The sequence below is a fragment of the Achromobacter pulmonis genome (assembly GCF_002885955.2).
GTDB lineage: Bacteria > Pseudomonadota > Gammaproteobacteria > Burkholderiales > Burkholderiaceae_B > Achromobacter > Achromobacter pulmonis_A.
Map to the genome: position 1 here is coordinate 758,279 of NZ_POQS01000002.1, position 17,030 is coordinate 775,308.

General features: G+C 67.8%; 15 protein-coding genes. 10 read left to right on the forward strand and 5 right to left on the reverse strand.

Annotated features, from left to right (window positions below):
* Positions 1-5: 5 nt before the first annotated feature.
* A complete protein-coding gene (cysS, locus tag C1I89_RS09610; RefSeq protein ID WP_102772514.1) occupies positions 6-1,460 on the reverse strand; it encodes a cysteine--tRNA ligase in 1,455 nt (484 codons plus the stop codon).
* 236 nt (positions 1,461-1,696) lie between these two features.
* On the opposite strand from cysS, the gene C1I89_RS09615 reads away from it, so the two are divergent.
* From C1I89_RS09615 to C1I89_RS09625, 3 genes are all read left to right on the forward strand, one after another.
* Entirely contained in the window at positions 1,697-2,380 is a 684-nt protein-coding gene (locus C1I89_RS09615; protein WP_102772515.1) for a tetratricopeptide repeat protein, read from the forward strand.
* A 134-nt stretch (positions 2,381-2,514) separates the two neighbouring features.
* Positions 2,515-3,024, forward strand: a complete 510-nt coding sequence (locus C1I89_RS09620) for a peptidylprolyl isomerase (protein WP_102772853.1) — start codon at positions 2,515-2,517, stop codon at positions 3,022-3,024.
* Positions 3,017-3,784, forward strand: a complete 768-nt coding sequence (locus C1I89_RS09625; RefSeq protein ID WP_102772516.1) for a UDP-2,3-diacylglucosamine diphosphatase — start codon at positions 3,017-3,019, stop codon at positions 3,782-3,784. Before C1I89_RS09620 ends, C1I89_RS09625 begins: the two co-directional genes overlap by 8 nt.
* A 75-nt stretch (positions 3,785-3,859) precedes the next feature.
* Here C1I89_RS09625 and C1I89_RS09630 read toward each other — a convergent pair whose 3' ends face one another.
* The 3 genes from C1I89_RS09630 to azu form a co-directional block, all read right to left on the reverse strand.
* Positions 3,860-4,723 (reverse strand): undecaprenyl-diphosphate phosphatase, encoded by an 864-nt coding sequence (locus C1I89_RS09630; protein WP_102772517.1) that lies wholly within the window; start codon positions 4,721-4,723, stop codon positions 3,860-3,862.
* 18 nt (positions 4,724-4,741) lie between these two features.
* Entirely contained in the window at positions 4,742-6,325 is a 1,584-nt protein-coding gene (locus C1I89_RS09635) for a TerC family protein (protein ID WP_102772518.1), read from the reverse strand.
* Between the two features lie 170 nt (positions 6,326-6,495).
* On the reverse strand, positions 6,496-6,945 hold the full coding sequence (gene azu, locus C1I89_RS09640; protein ID WP_102772519.1) for an azurin: 450 nt from the start codon (positions 6,943-6,945) through the stop codon (positions 6,496-6,498).
* 333 nt (positions 6,946-7,278) lie between these two features.
* Between azu and C1I89_RS09645 the strand changes: the two genes are divergently transcribed.
* The 7 genes from C1I89_RS09645 (at position 7,279) to C1I89_RS09675 (ending at position 16,066) form a co-directional block, all read left to right on the forward strand.
* A complete protein-coding gene (locus C1I89_RS09645; RefSeq protein ID WP_102772854.1) occupies positions 7,279-9,483 on the forward strand; it encodes a NosR/NirI family protein in 2,205 nt (734 codons plus the stop codon).
* 118 nt (positions 9,484-9,601) lie between these two features.
* Positions 9,602-11,515, forward strand: coding sequence for a TAT-dependent nitrous-oxide reductase (nosZ, locus tag C1I89_RS09650; RefSeq protein WP_102772520.1), 1,914 nt, complete (start codon positions 9,602-9,604; stop codon positions 11,513-11,515).
* A 5-nt stretch (positions 11,516-11,520) separates the two neighbouring features.
* The gene (locus tag C1I89_RS09655) at positions 11,521-12,816 is read left to right on the forward strand and encodes a nitrous oxide reductase family maturation protein NosD (RefSeq protein WP_258231373.1); all 1,296 of its coding nucleotides are present in this window, start codon (positions 11,521-11,523) and stop codon (positions 12,814-12,816) included.
* Positions 12,813-13,712: an ABC transporter ATP-binding protein gene (locus tag C1I89_RS09660; protein ID WP_102772521.1), complete on the forward strand. Its 900-nt coding sequence runs from the start codon at positions 12,813-12,815 to the stop codon at positions 13,710-13,712. The genes C1I89_RS09655 and C1I89_RS09660 overlap by 4 nt, the downstream gene beginning before the upstream one ends.
* Positions 13,709-14,539, forward strand: a complete 831-nt coding sequence (locus C1I89_RS09665; protein ID WP_102772522.1) for an ABC transporter permease — start codon at positions 13,709-13,711, stop codon at positions 14,537-14,539. The genes C1I89_RS09660 and C1I89_RS09665 overlap by 4 nt, the downstream gene beginning before the upstream one ends.
* Complete coding sequence (locus C1I89_RS09670; RefSeq protein WP_102772523.1) at positions 14,536-15,039, forward strand: nitrous oxide reductase accessory protein NosL; 504 nt, start codon at positions 14,536-14,538, stop codon at positions 15,037-15,039. Before C1I89_RS09665 ends, C1I89_RS09670 begins: the two co-directional genes overlap by 4 nt.
* Before the next feature lie 28 nt (positions 15,040-15,067).
* Complete coding sequence (locus C1I89_RS09675; protein ID WP_102772524.1) at positions 15,068-16,066, forward strand: FAD:protein FMN transferase; 999 nt, start codon at positions 15,068-15,070, stop codon at positions 16,064-16,066.
* Between the two features lie 163 nt (positions 16,067-16,229).
* Here C1I89_RS09675 and C1I89_RS09680 read toward each other — a convergent pair whose 3' ends face one another.
* Entirely contained in the window at positions 16,230-17,015 is a 786-nt protein-coding gene (locus C1I89_RS09680; protein WP_102772525.1) for an inositol monophosphatase family protein, read from the reverse strand.
* Positions 17,016-17,030 lie beyond the last annotated feature (15 nt).

Here is a 17,030-nt window from a genome sequence, read left to right on the forward strand (position 1 = left end):
GCGGCTCACGCGCGACGCCATTGCGTCAGGCCGCCCGGCTTGTCGTCCAGCTCGATGCCGGCCTCGCGCAGTTCCGCGCGGATGCGGTCGGCCTCGGCGTAGTTGCGGGCGGCCTTGGCCGCCGCGCGCGCCTCGATCAGCGATTCGATCGCCTGAGCGTCGAGCGCGCGGCGCTCGCCCTGCTCCATGGCGGCCGCCGAGTAGCGGGTGGGCGACTGGAAGTAGGCCGCCGGCTCCTGCTGCAGCAGGCCCAGCAGGGCGCCCAGCGCCTTCATCTGGCCGGCGCTGCGCGCGCTTTTTTCGCGGTTGGCTTCGGAAGCCAGCTCGAACAGCGCCGCCACGGCGCCGGAGCTGTTGAAGTCGTCGTCCATGGCGGCCTTGAAGGCCTGGGCCTGGGGCTCGTTCCAGTCGATGCCCTGGTCGTCGGCGGCCACGTTCTGCAGCGCCTGGTACAGGCGGTCGAGCGCGTTCTGCGCGTCGACCAGGTTGTCCGGCGTGTAGTTCTGCGGGCTGCGGTAGTGGTTGCGCACGATGAAGAAGCGCACCATCTCGGCCTCGCGCGGATTGACGCGGTAGCTGGACTGGTCGGCCGCCGGTTCGTCCTGCGCGATGGTCTGGCGGATGGTGCGGAAGTTGCCCAGCGACTTGGACATCTTGTCCGAGTCGACCATGAGCGGGCCGCAGTGCATCCAGATATTGGCCAGCGTACCGCCGAAGGCGCCCTCGGTCTGGGCGATTTCGTTTTCGTGGTGCGGGAATTTCAGGTCCGGCCCGCCGCCGTGGATGTCCAGCGGCAGCCCCAGCAGGGCCTTGGTCATGGCCGAGCATTCGATGTGCCAGCCCGGCCGGCCCAGGCCGTAGGGCGATTCCCATTTGGTGTCGACCGGCTCGTCTTCCTTGGCCGATTTCCAGAGCACGAAGTCGAGCGGGTCGCGCTTGGCCGAGCCCACCGCCACGCGCTCGCCGGCGCGCAGGTCGTCCAGCGTCTTGCCGGAGAGCTTGCCGTAGCCGGGGAAGCCGCGCACGGCGTAGTTCACGTCGCCGTCGTCGGCCTGATAGGCCAGGCCGTTGCGTTCCAGCTTGCCGATGATGTCCAGCATCTCGCCCACGTACTGCGTGGCGCGCGGCTCGCGGTCCGGCGTGGCCACGCCCAGCGCGCGCTCGTCGGCGTGCATGGCGTCGATATAGAACTCGGTCACTTCGCCGATGCGGCGGCCGGTCTCGACCGCGCGGCGGATGATCTTGTCGTCGATGTCGGTGATGTTGCGCACGTAGTCGACGGCCAGCCCGCTGGCGCGCAGCCAGCGCTGCACCACGTCGAACGACACCAGCATGCGGGCATGGCCCAGGTGGCAGAAGTCGTAGACGGTCATGCCGCACACGTACATGCGCACCTGGCCGGCCTGGGCCGGCTTGAACGGTTCTTTGGTACGCGATAAGGTGTTGTAGATTTGCAGCATGGCGCGTGGTTCGGCTTTGTTGTTCGGCTCAGCAGTTCGGCTTTGTTGTTCGGATGAGTTTTCCGTGGCGGACGCGGAAAAAAGATGCCATCGAAGGACGATACCCCCGACGCCAGCATCCGGGTTGGACGAGAGTCAAAACCCAACCGGGGCTAAAATGGTGGTCGTCAAGTATAGCAAGCGGCCCGGTCGCGCGCGTAAGCGCCGGCCAGCCACGACTTTTAACGGATGACCACGTGACTATCAAGCCGCGCCTACGCGTCGCCCTGCTCGCCCTGGCCCTAGCGGGCGTTCCCGCTGGAGCCTCTCTTGCACAGTCCATGGCCGGCGGCGGGGGCGCGAACCCCAACGCCAACCGGACCACCCTGGACCCCATCCCGCCCGAGGGCGGCTGGGACAGCCTGGCCAACATGCTGGAAGCGATCAAGCCCGGCGTCGACACGCGGCTGACGCCTTCGCCCTCGCAGATCACCACGCACATCGAACGCCTGCTGAACCACGGCGACAACGAAGAGGCGCTCGCGCTGATCGAGAAACGCCAGGCCGAGATCAAGGGCCAGCGCGGCACCGACGTGCAGCTGATGTTCCAGCACGCGCGCGCCCTGGCCGCCCTGAATCGCACCAACGAGGCCATCGACGTCTACACCGAGATGACCACCGAATTCCCCGAGCTTCCGGAACCCTGGAACAATCTGGCCGCTCTATATGCAAGCCGCGGCGAGCTCGATCGCGCGCAGGACGCCCTGCAAATGGCGCTGCGCGCCGATCCCGGCTATGCCGCCGCGCGCGCCAATCTGGGCGACCTGCAGCTGCTGCAGGCGCTGAGCACCTATAGAAAGGCCGCCCGCGAAGGCGTGCCGGGCGCGCAGCAAAAGGCCCAGGAAGTCGAAACCATGTTGAAGGATAAACAAGGCAAATGATGTCCCGTTTTTCTCCTCTGCACCTGCTGCGCCTGACGGCGTGCTCGTTCGCGCTGGCCGCTTTCGCGCCGGCGCTCGTCAGCGCCGCTCCGGCGGCCAATTCCTCCACCTCCACCTCTGAAGGCACAAAAGCCATGAGCACCACCCCCCGCGTCAAGCTTCAAACGAACCAAGGCGACATGGTCATCACCCTGGATGCCGCCAAGGCTCCCAAGACCGTCGAGAATTTCCTGACCTACGTCAAGGAAGGCTTCTACAACGGCACGGTGTTCCACCGCGTGATCGATGGCTTCATGATCCAGGGCGGCGGCTTCGAACCGGGCATGAAGCAGAAGCAGACCCACGCCCCCATCGAGAACGAAGCCAACAACGGCCTGAAGAACGACAAGTACACCCTGGCGATGGCCCGCACCAGCGATCCGCACTCGGCCACGGCGCAGTTCTTCATCAACGTGTCCAACAACGACTTCCTGAACTTCACCGCCCCCACGCCCAACGGCTGGGGCTATGCCGTGTTCGGCAGCGTGACCGAAGGCACCGACGTGGTCGACAAGATCAAGGGCGTGAAGACCGGCAACAAGGGCTTCCACCAGAACGTCCCCAACGAGGACGTCATCATCGAGAAGGCCGAAGTTCTTGAATAAGATCAGCCTGCCCGGCCCCATCTGGCTGGCGTCCGACCTGCACCTGGGCCCGGCCACGCCGGCCACCCTGGAGGCCTTCACGGCCTTTCTGCAGGCGGCGCGCGAAGAAGCCGCCGCCCTGCTGCTGCCGGGCGACATCTTCGACGCCTGGATCGGCGACGACGTGATCCGCGCCGCGCCGCCGTGGCTGGCCACGGCGCTGACGGCGCTGCGCGAGACCGCCGCGCGCATCCCGGTGTGGCTGGGCCGCGGCAACCGCGACTTCCTCATCGGCGAAGAGCTGGCCCGGGCGCTGGGCGCCCACCTGCTGCCCGAGCCCGCCCTGCTGGAAACGGATTTCGGCCCCATCCTGCTGACCCACGGCGACGAGTTCTGTACGGACGACGCCGCCTACCAGCAGTTCCGCCAGATGGTCCGCAATCCGCGCTGGCAGGCCGAGTTCCTGGGCAAGACCATTCCCGAACGGCTGGCGATGGCGCAGCAGGCCCGCGGCGAAAGCCAGGCGGCCAACCAGGCCAAGTCGATGGAGATCATGGACGTCAACCCCGGCGCTATCGAAAAGGTCCTGCGCGACACGGGCGTGCGCGTGCTGGTGCACGGCCACACCCACCGCCCGGCCCGCCACGTGCTGGACGTCGACGGCCGCAAGTGCGAACGCTGGGTGCTGCCCGACTGGGACTGCGACCACGTCAACCCGCCGCGCGGCGGCTGGCTGGTCATCACGTCCGACGGCCCGGAGTTCTACGACCTGGAACCGTAAGCCCCATCGGCCGGTCCGAGCCGGCATCCGTCCATGGGACGGATGCCGGCTTTTTCATTTGCGCGCAAGCGGACCTCAGCGCGTGAATATCCACGCGGCCACCACGCCGCCGAACACGATCCGGTACCAGGCGAACACGCGGTACGTATGGTTGGCGACGAAGCGCAGCACGGCTCGCACCACCACCATCGCGCTCAGGAACGCCGCGACGAAGCCCACCGCGATGCCCGACAGGTCCTGCTGGGTCAGCAGGTCCATGTTCTTGTACATGTCGTAGACCGCCGCGCCCAGCATGGTCGGCATGGCTAGGAAGAACGAGAATTCGGTCGCCGTCTTGCGCTGGATGCCGGCGATCATGCCGCCGATGATGGTCGCACCCGAGCGCGAGGTGCCCGGGATCATGGCCAGGCACTGCGCCACGCCCACGCCCAGCGCCTGCTTCCAGGAAATCTGCTCCAGCGTGCGGGCCGTGGCGCGCTCGTCGGAGGCGGTGTCGTCGGCCGCGCCCGGCTGGTCGCCCGGCGTGTGATGGGTCTTGCGCTCCACGTACAGCATGATGAGCCCGCCCAGCACCAGGGTCACGACCACCACCGCCGGGTGGTAGAAGATGCTCTTGATCGACTTGATGAAGATCGCCCCGATCACGGCGGCCGGCAGGAAGGCGATGATCAGGTTGCGGGTGAAGGCCACCTCGCTGGGCACGCCGGTCAGCGTGCCGCGCGCCAGCCGCAGCAGGCGCGCGCGGAACACCCACATCACCGCCAGGATGGAGCCCAGCTGGATCACCACCTCGAAGACCTTGCCCTGGCTGGACTCGAAATTGATCCAGTCGCCCACCAGGATGAGGTGGCCGGTGCTGGACACCGGGATGAATTCCGTCAGGCCCTCGATGACGCCCAGGACGAATGCTTTGATCAGGTATAGCGCGTTGTCGGTCACGATACAGGTTCTGTCCGGTTAGTCGTTGGCGGGAGAGGCTTCGTCGGCATGCAGCTCTTGCGGCCGCTTCTCGACGCGCACCAGGGCGATGCGGCGGCCGTCCATTTCGAGGACTTCGAAGCGGAAATGGTCGTGGTGGATCTCGTACTCGCAGGCGTCGCCCGGCTTGGGCAGGTGGCCGAAGCGCGACAGCAGGTAGCCGGCCAGGGTCGAGAAGTCCTGGGCGTCGTCGACCAGGCCTTCGGTTTCGAGCACCTGCTCGACGTGGTGCAGGTCGGCCGCGCCGTCGATCTTCCAGGTGTTCTCGCCGTCGGCGACGATGTCGGGCAGTTCGTCCTCGTCGGGGAATTCGCCGGCGATGGCCTCGAAGACGTCGATGGGCGTCACCAGCCCCTCGATCGCGCCGAATTCGTCGGCCACCAGCACGAGCTGGCCGCGCGAGCGCTTGAGCGTATCCATCAGGCGCAGGATGCCGATGGATTCGTGCACGATGATGGGATCGCGCAGGCGGTTGCGGCGCACGCGGCCCTCGGTGATCAGGTCGGCCACCAGGTCCTTGGCGCGGCCGATGCCCAGCACCTCGTCGAGCGACCCGCGACAGACCGGGAAGAAGCTGTGCGGCGCCTCGGTCAGCTGGTTGCGGATGGTCTGCGGATCGTCGTCGATATTGATCCAGGAGACGTCCGTGCGCGGCGTCATGATGGAGCGGATCGAGCGCTCGGCCAGGGTCAGCACGCCGCTGACCATGTTGCGCTCTTCGACGCCGAAGGCCGGCACGGTCGGGCCGTCGACGCTGGGCAGGTCGGGTTCGTCGGCCGGCGGCCGCTTGCCCAGCATGCGCAGCACGGCCGAGGCGGTGCGCTCGCGCATGGGACGGCGCGCGTCCAGCTTGAGCAGGTTGCGGCGCGCCACCTGGTTCAGCGCCTCGATGGCGACCGAGAAGCCGATGGCCGCGTACAGGTAGCCCTTGGGCACCTTGAAGCCGAACGCCTCGGCCAGCAGCGAGAAGCCGATCATGAGCAGGAAGCCCAGGCACAGCACCACCACCGTGGGGTGGGCGTTGACGAAGCGCGTCAGCGGCTTGGACGCCAGCAGCATGATGCCGATGGCGATGACGACGGCGATCATCATGATCGCCAGGTGGTCCACCATGCCGACGGCGGTGATCACCGAATCCAGCGAGAACACCGCGTCCAGCACCACGATCTGCGTCACGATCACCCAGAAGCTGGCGTAGACGCGCGGCCCGGACGAGCCGCCGTGCTGGCTGCCTTCGAGGCGCTCGTGCAGCTCCATGGTGCCCTTGAACAGCAGGAACAGGCCGCCGATCATCAGGATCAGGTCGCGTCCCGAGAAGGAAAGCGGGCCGACGGAAAACAGGGGGGTGGTCAGCGTGACCAGCCATGACATGACCGACAACAGCCCCAGGCGCATGACGAGCGCCAGGCTCAGGCCCATGATGCGCGCGCGGTCGCGTTGCGCAGGGGGCAGCTTGTCCGCCAGGATGGCGATGAAAATCAGGTTATCGATTCCCAGGACGATCTCGAGGACGACCAGGGTAAGCAAGCCGACCCACGCAGTGGGGTCCAGCAGCCACTCCATCAGGAGCTCCAAAAGTTACACGACCGATAATCGTACATGGAAAATCCGTGACACGCCGGTGACGCCGCCCCTCCGTAAGCCTGATGTACAGGCGGTTTAGGCCATAGGAACCAGCCGCCGGACAGAAAAAAACCGGCCCGGGGCCGGTCTGTTCCTGGCGCGCGAGCCGCTTAGTTGCTGAGCTTGAGCGTGCCCTTCATGACGGCCCAGTGGCCGGGGAACGAGCAGAAGAACGCATAGGCTTCGCCCGCGGTCAGCTTGGACACGTCGAAGGTGACCGAATCCGATTCGCCGCCGCCGATAACCTTGGTGTGCGCGATGACGCGGCTGTCGCCCTGCTTGACGTAGTCCTGGGCGGCGCCGGCGTTCATGCCGTCGGTGGCCACGCCCTGGCGGTCGGCTTCCTTGGTGAGCACCCAGTTATGGCCCATCGCGACCTTGGGCATCTTGCCCACGTGCTTGAGCGTCACGGTGAATTGCTTGCAGCTTTTGTCGACCACCATTTCCTTCAGGTTGAACTGCATGGCGTCGTTGCCTTCGATGGTGGCTTCGCATTGCGCGGCCAGCGCGGGCAGGCTGGCGGCGGACAGGACGATGGCGAGGGTGGCTTTTGCCAGCATGGGAATTCTCCGTAGACAGGGGCGGCGTTTGGATTCTCCGCAAGCCACATGCCTGCGTCGCTGCCGCTAGGCACAAGTCTAGGACACCGAAAAAAACACGCTATTGACGGACATCAAGTCCGTCCGGATCGCATGCCGCAAAACCGGGAAACCCCCAGGTTTTGTAGGGGTATTGAGGTTCCGGCGAGAAGGAAACGGAGGCCGTTGATAAACCGCAATACCACCCGTCCTGGATCTTCTTAGGATGCGTCAAACCTTTGCAAATAGAACCAGAAGAGTACAGGCATGCAGGGCAGCACAGCGGGGCGGGAGTTCATGCGGATCGTCGGATTCATGCGGGCAGCGTTCATTGCGCTGCTGCTCTATATATTGGGCGCCGGCCTGGCGCAGGCGCAGCGGCTACCCGACTTCCTGGCCACTACCCCGATCGGCGAGATCTTCCCCGGCGCGGACCGCGTCGACGCCCCCGCCGGCAAGCCGCTGGCCGCCAAGGCCTATGCCGGCTCGCGCCCGCTCGGCGTCGTCTACCTGACTTCCGACGTGGTCAACACGCGCGGCTATTCCAGCAAGCCCATCGACGTGCTGGTCGGGCTGGCCAACGACGGCCGCATCGTCGGGGCCAAGCTGGTCGAGCACCACGAACCCATCGTCCTCATCGGCATCCCCCAGGCCAAGGTGGACCATTTCATCAGCGGCTACGTCGGCCTCAATTTCGTCGACTCCCCGCCCCGCCACGGCGCGCCGCCGCCGGTGGACATCATCAGCGGCGCGACCGTCACGCTGATGGTGATCGGCGACAGCATCACGCGCTCGGCCATCGCCGTGGCGCGCGCCCACGGCATCGACAAGACCGCCGCACCCGTCCAGCAGGCCGCGCCGGCCGCCGCGCGCGCCGTCGACGAATCGCGCGACACGCCGCAGAGCTGGCAGGCCCTGCTCGACGCCGGCGCGGTGCGCAACCTGAGGCTCACGCCCGAGGACGTCAACCAGGCCTTCCGCGCATCCGGGCGCGACGACGCCGCCGCGGTCGCCGACGGCAGCGGCAATGCCGACACCTTCATCGACCTGTACGCCGCGCTGGTGAGCGTGCCGGCCATCGGCCGCAGCCTGCTGGGCGACACCGAATGGCAGCGCCTGAAGGAAAGACTCAAGCCCGGCCAGCAGGCCATGCTGGTGGCGGGCAACGGCGCGTATTCGTTCAAGGGCTCGGGCTACGTGCGCGGCGGCATCTTCGACCGCATCGAGGTGATCCAGGACGAAAGCAGCTTCCGCTTTCGCGACCGCAACCACCAGCGACTGGCCGACGTGGCCGCCGAGGGCGCACCGGCGTTTCGCGAAGTGGCACTGTTCATCGTGCCCGACGACGCCGCGCTCGACCCGGTCGCGCCCTGGCGCCTGCAGCTCATGGTGCAGCGCGTGCTCAGCGTGAAGGACAAGGCGTTCGTCACCTTCGACCTGCCCTACGAACTGCCGCAGGCCTACACCAGGCCCGTCGCCGGCGCGCAACCCGCGGCGGCGGCGCCGGCCGCGACCGCTCCCGCCCCGACCACGCAGGCCGCCGAAGAAGAACCCGCGCCCGCGCTGTGGAAGCAGATCTGGCGCGGCAAGTCCGGCCAGGTGGCCGTGCTGACGGTGGCGCTGGTGGTGCTGGTGGGCATCTTCTTCTTCCAGGACCAGCTCACCAGCCGGCCGCTGCTGCACGACCGCCTGCGGCTGGCGTTCCTGGCGTTCGCGCTGTTCTGGATCGGCTGGTACGGCCAGGCCCAGCTGTCCATCGTGAACGTGCTGACCTTTTTCTCGGCGCTGCGCACCGACTTCCGCTGGGAGTACTTCCTGATGGACCCGCTGGTGTTCATCCTGTGGTGCGCCACCGCGATCTCGATGGTGTTCTGGAACCGCGGCGCGTTCTGCGGCTGGCTGTGCCCGTTCGGCGCGCTGCAGGAGCTGGCCAACCGGGCCGCCAAGCGCCTGGGCGTGCGCCAGCTGAAGATCAGCCACGGCGTCAACCAGCGCCTGTCGACGCTGAAGTACGTGATCTTCCTGCTGCTGTTCGGCTTCTCGCTGTACGACCTGGCGCTGGCCGAGCAGCTCTCCGAGATCGAGCCCTTCAAGACCGCCATCATCCTGCGCTTCGTGCGCTACTGGCCCTTCGTGCTCTTCGCCGTGGCGGTGCTGGCGGCCGGCCTCTTCGTGGAACGCTTCTTCTGCCGCTACCTCTGTCCGCTGGGCGCGGCGCTGGCGATTCCCGCCCGCCTGCGCATCTTCAACTGGCTGCGCCGTTACCGCGACTGCGGCAACCCCTGTCAGCGCTGCAATCTCGAATGCCCGGTACAGGCCATCGACCCCACCGGCGAGATCAACCCGAACGAGTGCATCCAGTGCCTGCACTGCCAGATGCTCTACCACCATGACCAGAAGTGTCCGCACCTGATCCAGAAAAAGGCCAAGCGCGAGCGCCGCCGGCCCCAGGCCGAGCCCGCCGAGCAGCCCATCGTGATCCACCGCCTGCCGAGCCAGAAACCCGAAGCCGAAGCCTGAATCCAGTTCTTGCCGTTGCGCCATTCCGGGGCGGAAACGCCGCCCCCCGGACGGCGGGCAGCGGATGGAACTTTCTTACCCCACGGCGCGAGCCGCCGTTCCTACCAAGGAGTTATCCATGTCCGACAAGAATCCCGAAAAGGGCGGCCTTTCTCGCCGCAGCTTCCTCGGCACCGCAGCCATCACCGGCGCCGCCGGCCTGGTGGCGGGCGCGCAGATCCCCACCGCGCATGGCAAGGACGCCAAGGGCGCCAACGGCGTGCTGGGCCACGTCGCGCCGGGCGATCTGGACGAATACTATGCGTTCAACTCCAGCGGCCAGTCGGGCGAAGTGCGGGTGCTGGGCCTGCCGTCCATGCGCGAGCTGGTGCGCATCCCCGTCTTCAACCACTGCAGCGCGACCGGCTGGGGCCGCACCAACGAAAGCCGCAAGATCCTCACCGAAGGCCTGACGCCCGAGACCCGCGCCTACCTCAAGGACAAGGGCGGCGTGTTCGCCAACGGCGACGCCCACCACCCTCACCTGTCGTTCACCGACCGCACCTACGACGGCCGCTACCTGTTCATCAACGACAAGGCCAACAACCGCGTCGCGCGCATCCGCCTGGACGTGATGAAGACCGACAAGATCACCGAGCTGCCCAACGTATCGGGCGTGCACGGCCTGCGGCCGCAGCGCTATCCGCGCACCGGCTATGTGTTCGCCAACGGCGAGCACATCGTGCCGCTGCCCAACGACGGCAAGGTGATCGACGATCCCAAGAAGAACTTCTTCGCCATCTACACCGCGATCGACGGCGACACCATGAAGGTCGCCTGGCAGGTGCTGGTCGACGGCAACCTGGACAACGGCGACGCCGACTACCAGGGCAAGTACTCCTTCTCCACCTGCTACAACTCGGAGAAGGGCGTGACGGTGGAAGAGATGTCGGCCAATGAGCAGGACTGGGTCGTGGTGTTCAACATCAAGCGCATCGAGGAAGCCGTCAAGAAGGGCGACTACAAGATGATGGGCGGGGTGCCGGTGATCGACGGGCGCCACGGCTCCAAGTACACGCGCTACATCCCGGTGCCGAACTCGCCGCACGGCTGCAACGCCGCGCCCGACGGCATCCACATCGTGCTCAACGGCAAGCTCTCGCCCACCGTCACGGTGCTGGACGTGCGCACGCTGGACGACCTGTTCGACGACAAGATCAAGCCGCGCGACTGCGTGGTGGCCGAACCGCAGCTGGGCCTGGGCCCGCTGCACACGGCCTTCGACGGCCGCGGCAACGCCTACACCACGCTGTTCATCGACAGCCAGATGGTCAAGTGGAACCTCGACCTGGCCAAGCGCGCCTTCAAGGGCGAGAAGGTCGACCCCATCATCCAGAAGCTGGACGTGCACTACCAGCCCGGCCATAACCACACCACCATGGGCGAGACCCGCGAGGCCGACGGCAAGTGGCTGGTGTCGCTGAACAAGTTCTCGAAGGACCGCTTCCTCAACGTGGGTCCGCTCAAGCCCGAGAACGACCAGCTCATCGACATCTCCGGCGACGAGATGAAGCTGGTGCACGACGGCCCCAGCTTCGCCGAGCCGCACGACATGTGCCTGGTGCACCGCTCCAAGGTCCACCCGCTCAGCGTCTGGAAACGCGACGACCCCATGTGGGAGGACGCCCGCCAGCTGGCCAAGAAGGACGGCGTCACGCTGGAGGACGCCGCCAAGGTGGTGCGCGACGGCAACAAGGTGCGCGTGTACATGATGGCGGTCGCGCCCATGTTCAGCATCAAGAAGTTCGAAGTCAACCAGGGCGACGAAGTCACCGTGGTGGTGACCAACATGGAGGTGATCGAGGACCTGACGCACGGCTTCACGCTGGAAGGCCACGGCATCGCCATGGAGATCGGACCGCAGGCCACTTCGTCGGTCACGTTCACCGCCGACCGCCCGGGCGTGTACTGGTACTACTGCCAGTGGTTCTGCCACGCGCTGCACATGGAGATGTCCGGCCAGATGATCGTCCATCCCAAGAAGACCGCGTAGCTTCCATGACGTCCATCTCCATGCCGAAGGGCGGCGGGAGGACCGCCCGCGCCGCGCTGGCGGCCCTCGCCCTGGCGCTGTCCGGCGCCGCGCCGGCGGCCGTGCACACGCTCGCCCCCGGCGCCGACCTGGCGCAGGCCGTCGCCGCGGCGCAGGACGGCGACGTGCTGCGCCTGTCCCCCGGCGCCTATGCCGGCGGCATCGTCATCGACAAGCCGCTGACGCTGGAAGGGCCGGCCGACCGCTCGGCGGTCATCGCCGGCACGCGCCAGGGGCGCACGGTGTGGATCAAGGCCGCCGACGTGTCGCTGCGCAGCCTGACCGTGACCCGCTCCGGGCTGAGCCTGTCGGACATGGACGCCGGCGTCTTCCTCGACCGCACGGCGCACCGCGCCCGGGTGGAAGGCAACGACATCCTCGACAATCTCGTGGGCGTGCACGTCTGGGGGCCGCGCGACGCCCTGGTGCGCGGCAACCGCATCGTCGGCAACCGGGAACTGCGCGTGGCCGAACGGGGCAACGGCGTCACGCTCTGGAACACGCCCGGCACCCGCGTGCTGGACAACGACATCTCGGCCGGGCGCGACGGCATCTTCGTCAACACCAGCCGGCTGAACACCTTCAGCGGCAACCGTTTCCACGACCTGCGCTACGCGGTGCACTACATGTACACCAACGAAAGCGAAATCAGCGGCAACGTCGCCACCGGCACCGACGTGGCCTACGCCATCATGTTCTCGCACCAGCTGATCGTGCGCGACAACGTCGCCGTCGACAGCCGCGAGCAAGGGCTGATGCTGAACTACGCCAACCAGTCCCGCATCACCGGCAACTCGGTGGACCGCGCGGGCAAGTGCGTGTTCATCTACAACGCCAACTACAACGAATTCCAGGACAACCGCTTCGCCAACTGCGACATCGGCGTGCACTTCACCGCCGGCTCCGAAGGCAACCAGGTGTCAGGCAACGCCTTCATCAACAACCGCAACCAGGTCAAGTACGTCAGCACCCGGACGCTGGACTGGTCGGTCGCGGGCCGCGGCAATTACTGGAGCGACAACACCGCCTTCGACCTGGACGGCGACGGCATCGCCGATACCGCCTACCGGCCCAACGACGTGGTCGACCAGCTGCTGTGGCGCGCGCCGGCCGCGCGCATCCTGCTCAACAGCCCGTCGATCGCCATCGTGCGCTGGGCGCAATCGCAGTTCCCCGCCATCCTGCCCGGGGGCGTGATCGACAGCGCGCCGCTGATGCAGCCGCCGCCGCTGCCGGCCCGGCTGCCCAAGGAGTCTCCATGAATACCGACCTCGTGACGCTGTCCGGCGTCAGCAAGCACTACGGCGCGCAGCGGGCCATCGACGGCCTGGACCTGCAGCTGCGCGAGGGCGAATGCGTCGCGCTGGCCGGCCACAACGGCGCCGGCAAGAGCACGCTCATCAAGCTCATCCTGGGCCTGATCCGCCCCACCCAGGGCCGCGTCGCGCTGTTCGGGCACGACGCCCACAGCCCGGCCGCGGCGCGGCTGCGCAACCGTATCGGCTACCTGCCCGAAACCGTGGCGCTGCATCCGTCCATGACCGGCGAGGAAACGCTGGCGTTCTACGCCCGGCTCAAGCGCCAGCCGCTATCGGGCAACGCCGCGCTGCTGGAGAGGGTCGGCATCTCGGGCGCGGCGCGCCGGCGCGTGGGCGGCTACTCCAAGGGCATGCGCCAGCGCCTGGCGCTGGCCCAGGCCCTGCTGGGCCAGCCGCGCGTGCTGCTGTTCGACGAGCCCACCACCGGCCTGGACCCGGCCTCGCGCCTGATGTTCTACGACATCGTGCACGAGCTGCGCGCCGCCGGCGCCACCATCCTGCTCAGCACGCACGCGCTGTCCGAACTGGCCGGCCACGCCGATCGCATCGTGGTGATGAAGGCCGGCAGGAAGATCGCCGACGGCGCCATGTCGGCGCTGCGGCGCTCCACCGGCCTGCCCATCCGCATCCGCCTGACCCTGGCGCACGCCGACGCGCCGCCGGCCGGCGCCTGGCGCCGCATCGAAGCGGGCCGCTACGAGCTGGCCTGCCTGGAACACGACAAGATCGCGGCGATCCGCAGCATCGGCGCGCTGTCGTCCGACATCCACGACCTGGACATCCAGGTGCCGAGCCTGGACGACATCTATGCACATCTGCTTGAACGGGAAGACGTATGAACGCGGTAGGCACCATCATCGGCAAGGAAATCCGCGACGGGCTGCGCAACCGCTGGGTGCTGGCCACCGCCCTGCTGCTGGCCGCGCTGGCGCTGGCCCTGGGCCTGCTGGGCAGCTCGCCCAGCGGCACGGTCAAGGCCGAGCCGCTGACCGTCACCGTGGTCAGCCTGTCCAGCCTGTCCATCTTCCTGGTCCCGCTGATCGCCATGCTGCTGGCCTATGACGCCGTGGTCGGCGAAGTCGACCGCGGCACCATGGCGCTGCTGCTCAGCTATCCGGTCTCGCGCTGGCAGGTGCTGGTGGGCAAGTTCATCGGCCACCTCGCCATCCTGGCGCTGGCCACGGGCGCGGGCTACGGCTCGGCCGGGCTGGCGCTGCAATGGGCCTACGGCGGCCTGGACATCGGCGCCTGGCAGCCGTTCGCGCTGCTGATCGGCGCCAGCGTGCTGCTGGGCGCCAGCTTTCTCGCAATGGGCTACCTGATCAGCACGCTGGTGCGCGAGCGCGCCACGGCCGCCGGCATCGCCCTGGGCGTCTGGCTGTTCTTCGTCGTCATCTACGACATGGCGCTCCTGGGCGTGCTGGCCGCCGACCAGGGCCGCCACGTCAGTCCCGGCCTGCTCAACGCGCTGCTGCTGCTCAACCCCTCGGACGTGTACCGGCTGCTGAACCTGACCGGCTTCGAGAACATTTCGCTGTACGCCGGCATGGCGGGCGTGAGCGACCAGGCCAGCCTGCCGACGTCGGCGCTGATCGCCGCGCTGCTGCTGTGGGTCGCCGTGCCGTTCCTGCTGGCGGCGGCGGCATTCAGGAGGAAACAACTATGAGACGCCTGCGGCTCGCCCTGGCCCTCGCGGCCCTGCTGAGCGCCGCCGCCTGCGGCAGCGGCGCCGATTCCGAGGCCCCGCCCCCGCCGCCCCAGGCCGTGACGCTGGAATCGGTCGGCCACTACTGCGGCATGGCCTTGAACGAACATGGCGGCCCCAAGGGCCAGATCTTCATCAAGGGGCGCGCGGCGCCGGTGTGGTTCTCGTCGATCAAGCAGGTCTTCGCCTATACCCTGCTGCCGGAAGAACCCAAGGCCATCAGCGCCATCTACGTCAACGACATGGGCACGGCCGGCCCGGACGGCGCGCCCGATCCGTCGGTGTGGATCGACGCGCGCCAGGCCTACTACGTCATCGAAGGCCGTTTCATCGGCGGCATGGGCGTCGAAGACGCGATGCCGTTCTCGCAGCGCGAACGCGCCGACGCCTTCGCCCGCGCCCACGGCGGCCGCGTCGCCGCCTTCGCCGACGTGCCGGAAGCCTATGTCTTCGCCCAATAGTCCCGCCCCACTCCGCAGGCCTGTCGCCATGAATCCTACCCGCCGCCGTTTCATCGGCATCGCCGCCGCCGCATCCGCGCTGGCGCTCGCCCCCCTGCCCGCGCGCCGCGCCGCGGCTTCCATCGCGCCCACCGTGTGGCGCGGCGTCGCCCTGGGCGCCGACGCCGAACTGCGCCTGTACCATCCCGAACCGCAGGCGGCGCAGCGCCTGATCGCGCAGGCGCTGCAGGAATTGCGTCGGCTCGAAGGCATCTTCAGCCTGTACCGCGAAGACAGCGCCCTGTCGCGCCTGAACCGCCAGGGTTATCTGGACGATCCGCCCGCCGACCTGCTGCAGCTGCTCAGCGTGAGCCTGCGCTACGGCAGGCTCACCGGCGGCGCCTTCGACCCCACGGTGCAGCCGCTGTGGCAGCTGTACGCCGGGCACTTCTCGCAGCCGGGCGCCGATCCCGCCGGGCCGTCCGCGCAGGCGGTGGCGCGGGCGCTGGCTCGCGTGTCGCGTGAAGACGTGGCGCTGGACAGCGGCCGCATCGCGCTGGGCCTTCCGGGGATGGGGATCACGCTCAACGGGATCGCCCAGGGCTACATCACCGACCGCGTCACCGAGCTGCTGAAACTGGGCGGGCTGGAGCGGGCGCTGGTGGACATGGGAGAAATCCAGGGCATGGACAGCCGCGCCGCGGCCGCCGACTGGCGGGTCGGCCTGGCCGACCCGCAGGACCCCGCGCGCCTGCTGGCCACCGCCAGCCTGCGCAACCAGGCCCTGGCCACCTCCGGCGGCTACGGCACCGCGCTGGACGCCGAGGGCCGCTACACCCATCTCTTCGACCCGCGCACCGGCCGCGCGCGTCCGCTATACCGCAGCGTGTCCGTCATGGCGCCCAACGCCACCCTGGCCGACGCCCTGTCCACGGCTTTCTCGCACATGCCGCTGGACGCCGCGCGGCCCATCGTGCGCGAACACGGGCTGCGGGCATGGTTCGCGTTGCCGGATGGGGGGCTGAAGGTGTTGGAAGCGGGGGGCTGAAAGGGGTTGTTGATGGCGGCTGGCGCCGCCCGATAGGTTTCGCGCGTTTGGCGGTGGGTTGCTTGTGTCGGATGGGGCGCGCTGCACCCATCCTACGTTCGAGGCACCCATCGCAGGATGGGTGCAGCGCGAGATTCATTGGGCGGCGCCAGCCGCCCGGCCATCACGCCGCCGAAGGCGGGTTCAGCGAAGACAGCATCTGCGTGAAGATCTTGGGGCTGGCGGCCAGCACGTTGCCGCTGTCCATCCAGCCCTGCTCGCCGTCGAAGTCGGCGACCAGGCCGCCGGCTTCCAGCACCATCAGGCTACCCGCGGCCAAATCCCAGGGCTTGAGGCCCACGCCGCAGAAGCCGTCCAGGCGGCCGCAGGCCACGTAGGCCAGGTCCAGCACGGTCGAGCCCAGGCGGCGCACGCCCGTGCTGCCTTCGGCCATCTGGCGGAAACGCGCCGAGCCCTGTTCCGGGTCGCCCGAGTTGGGCCAGTGCGCGCCCAGCAGCGCGTCGTGGTAGCGGGTGCGGCCCGAGACGCGCACGCGGCGGTCGTTCAGGAACGTGCCGCTGCCGCGGCTGGCGGTGAACAGTTCATTGCGCGACGGATCGTAGATCACCGCCTGGGTGACCTGGCCGCGCTGCGTCAGCGCGATGGAGACCGCGTAGTTGGGCAGGCCGTGGATGAAGTTCGTGGTGCCGTCCAGGGGATCGATGATCCACTGGAATTCGGCCTGGTCCGGACCCTGCAGGCCGAATTCCTCGCCCAGGACGGCATGCTCCGGATAGGCCGCGCGCAGCGTCTCGACGATGGACTCCTCGGCGGCGCGATCGACTTCCGTGACATAATCCCGCGGCCCCTTGCGAGCCACGCTGAGTCGTTCCAAATCCATGCTGGCACGGTTGATAATGGTGCCGGCACGCCGGGCCGCCTTGATGGCGATGTTGAGCATCGGGTGCATAAAATTCCGTACGAA